The sequence below is a fragment of the Marinobacterium sp. MBR-111 genome, assembly GCF_040547585.1.
Lineage (GTDB): Bacteria > Pseudomonadota > Gammaproteobacteria > Pseudomonadales > Balneatricaceae > Marinobacterium > Marinobacterium iners.
In genome coordinates this window covers 1-3,243 of the sequence record NZ_JBEPQA010000062.1, presented here as the reverse complement: position 1 = coordinate 3,243, position 3,243 = coordinate 1, and the positions used below count along the sequence as shown (strand labels likewise).

The 3,243-nt window shown below is 37.7% G+C and carries 4 protein-coding genes; all 4 read right to left on the bottom strand.

The window, feature by feature from the left end; translation table 11 throughout:
• Positions 1-357: 357 nt before the first annotated feature.
• The 4 genes from ABIE61_RS18565 to ABIE61_RS18550 all read right to left on the bottom strand — a co-directional run bounded on the left by ABIE61_RS18565 (position 358) and on the right by ABIE61_RS18550 (position 2,831).
• The gene (locus ABIE61_RS18565) at positions 358-1,017 is read right to left on the bottom strand and encodes a hypothetical protein (RefSeq protein ID WP_354412327.1); all 660 of its coding nucleotides are present in this window, start codon (positions 1,015-1,017) and stop codon (positions 358-360) included.
• A gap of 89 nt (positions 1,018-1,106) precedes the next feature.
• The gene (locus ABIE61_RS18560; RefSeq protein ID WP_354412326.1) at positions 1,107-1,595 is read right to left on the bottom strand and encodes a hypothetical protein; all 489 of its coding nucleotides are present in this window, start codon (positions 1,593-1,595) and stop codon (positions 1,107-1,109) included.
• A 180-nt stretch (positions 1,596-1,775) separates the two neighbouring features.
• On the bottom strand, positions 1,776-2,315 hold the full coding sequence (locus ABIE61_RS18555) for a hypothetical protein (protein WP_354412324.1): 540 nt from the start codon (positions 2,313-2,315) through the stop codon (positions 1,776-1,778).
• Positions 2,316-2,381: 66 nt separating this feature from the next.
• Entirely contained in the window at positions 2,382-2,831 is a 450-nt protein-coding gene (locus tag ABIE61_RS18550) for a hypothetical protein (RefSeq protein ID WP_354412321.1), read from the bottom strand.
• Positions 2,832-3,243 lie beyond the last annotated feature (412 nt).

The following is a 3,243-nucleotide window of genomic DNA, read 5'->3' as shown; positions in this document are numbered from 1 at the left end:
CTGCCTGAGAAGTTCCTGTTGCTCTGGGCTGAGCTTGCGTGCGTCTGTATTCATGCAGGTATTATATCAGATATAAACTACCGCCGGGTTAATAATGTCCATCGGTTCCTCCAGTGCCGGTGTCTCAAAACAGCGGAGACACCGGCACCTATGTGATGCAAAGGCTAGATGCCATTGCTAGTTTCAATTGCATTAATGGCCTGTTGTAACAGCGGCGTCTCCGCTGACATATATGCTTATCCCACCAATAAAGATAATGTATTTATGTATACTGACCATTATTTTCGATTATAGAACCTAAAAAGCATAGCTTTCAGGTTCTAGCCCGCTTTAAAGAGCAATATAAGTTATTGGGATTTATATATTTTTAAGAAAGTGCGCTTTAAAGTTATCTAAATCACTAAAGCTCTGATCTTTAAATGGTACAACCACATCTGATGCCTCCAGAAAGAGAAGATCATTTTCCATACAGTAATCAACTGATCTGCATAGTGAATCCAGTCCATCCGCTTCGAATCTATGAGATACAAAATCTTTATTATTTTCTAACCATTCTTTTAGACTTGGCACATCATTTATAACACCAGATGCTGAATAATTAGAATTGAAAGTAAAGTCTTCACCTTCATTAAATGAACTGAGAGGTGATTTTTCCATCTTGGTATAACCATTAAAAAAACTTTTCAACTCCGGCCTTTCATTAGCCAAAAGCGAAAGTGCACCATCTCGAGAATACCAAAACGGGTGTAAATAACCGGATAAGGCAGCTATCCCTAAAGAGAATGTACTCGAAAAATTTTCAACCCCAATTTCTTGAGATTCAGAATCTTTTCTTTCACGATACCAATAGAGCAAGGCATTATCATATATCCTAAAGATATCTTCAAACTTATCATTATTGCCCTGAGAAATCTCTTTGGCTCTATGCTCTGCACAACTTGGATCATTCAAAACATCAAAAACATATTTTTCTAATTCAGCTTCTGAAATTGAATGAAATGTAACATCAAACCCCATAATTATAACCCCTCTTTATATTAAAAAACTTCAATGGTCATTCCGCCCTTGAAATAAAGTCCCGTCGTGACGGAAGTGCTTCCTGATTTTTACATTTCGTCTATATCTATTAAACCATTAATGCCGTCTTCAGTTGTATAACCATCTTTTTCTAGCTTATCAAAAAAAACATGTAGAAAGCCATTCACTGACTCTTCCTGGTGCTTGCTCAACCAAATATCATACTCCGCAAAGTCCCATTCATCTCCATGTTTTGCATATCCAATCATCTGTCTCCCGGGAGTTTTAAATACTGGCACGAATAGATCATACTGATATTTATTGGGTATATCTTTCAGTTCATCTTTATCAGTAATTTGTTTTGCAAGAGATTCACTAAGTGGTAATAGCTTATGTAGCCCGAACACACCATTGGAGTCGTCTTCTTCCCCATCAAACATTGAGTAAATATCATAGTAATCACTTGGCAAGTCTAGAGACTTTGCCTTAACTAACAAAGTAGAATCTGTAGTGGGTGGTCGCAGCAGATTGGAGATCTCTGGAAACTTATCATGTAACAAATTAAATTTTTCTTTCATCACTCTCTCCTTGAATGAGGTTTTCAGCACTTTCCGAGACTGAGGTATCGTACGGCTAATATCTAATAAGCTATATAGTCTGCTACGTACAAATGTCTGCTGGACTCAAGCATCCATCCAGATGGCAATGACTTCTGCTTCACTTCTGCACCAGCTTCCACGCGCACCAGCCTTATTCTATTAGTCCGGTATTTTATTCTTTAATTTTATAGGGTCATAGTCGAGAAAAAAATCTTCCATGCCATAAAAATGACGCTTGGGAACTATCTCATTATCTTCAATTTTAGTTTCAAAAAAGCTACCCTTACAACCATCTGTTGTTCCATCTATCGTCATAAACAAGCTTCCTAATACACTTTTCTGGGATTCTCGTATAACTCTAAAAAGATCGTCTTCATCAATACCTTTATCATAAAGGTTTTTGAGTGATTTCAAGGTACCATCCAGATCAGACTGGTCGTAGAATTCAAGAACCCCTTGATGAAAGTCTTCCAAATCAAGCTTTGGTTTTATAGTTCGCTCTAGCCAGCCACTTTTTATAGATGGACTGATAACACCATCCCAGCTAAATCTCATAAATTGAGACATTTCAAAATACGGAACTTCAGACTGATTTTGACCAGTAACATCATTTTTTATTTCTTCAAGACTTCTTTTATCCAAATCTAATCTTTCCAAATATTCAATATGATTCTTTACAAAACCGGGTAAATTATCCATTTAAACCTCCATATTAATTTTTAATTAAAAAAATGGTTAAAATAGCGCATCATCAAAATTGTACAATTATTCATGCTTAGATGCAGAAATAAATAATTTTCTGTCACACACAATTAATACCATAGGTTCATCGTCGCTAAAATCTTCTGCAACGACGATACCAACAGCTCCTTTTGCTGATGACATTGAAGCCAACCAATGGACAAGAGGAAGGGTATCTTGCCAAACGCCTTCTAGCTTATTTCCAGGCAAGCAAAGATTAATACCGGCATTGCACACATTGCCGCTTGGATCCTTCTGTATCCAAAAATCTGATTTCCATGCGCCTGAAACAAAATCTTTGTAAGAATTATGAAAACGATCTATTGGATTAAAGTTTTCAAAGAACGGATGATCTGGAAAATCAGTTGGCTCAGAACTATTATTATTAAAAACAAAATTCAGCACAGAATAATTATCAGCAGCTAAAGATATTTCCAGTGGCAGTGATAACAATAAATTATAATGGGCTGACATAAATCACCTTATATGCTGACCTTAAGTCGGCTGATAATTGATTCTATTACGGTATTATCCCAGCCGTTTCCTTTACAGCTAATGTTTGGTTTAGACTCATAGCGTTCTATCAATGCCTGATAGCGATTGGAAAGGTATTGAGAACTGTAGACACCCAGAGCATTGCGCTCCTGAGTGATTCCAGGCGCCCTGTAACGGGCTTGATAGGTGGCAAATGTATCCATAGCTTATCTTCCATGATCTGTCGCCTGTGCACACAGGCACTGAAGCCCGGTCCATCCAGGGGTAAAGTCTTGAGGCCGATACATCCCGAACCGGGGTAGTGTTCAGAATTCTGTGTCATTTCTTTAGACTGAACCGAAAAGAGATGACTCATGACCAAACCTACATTCGATATGGATGCCGCACTTCA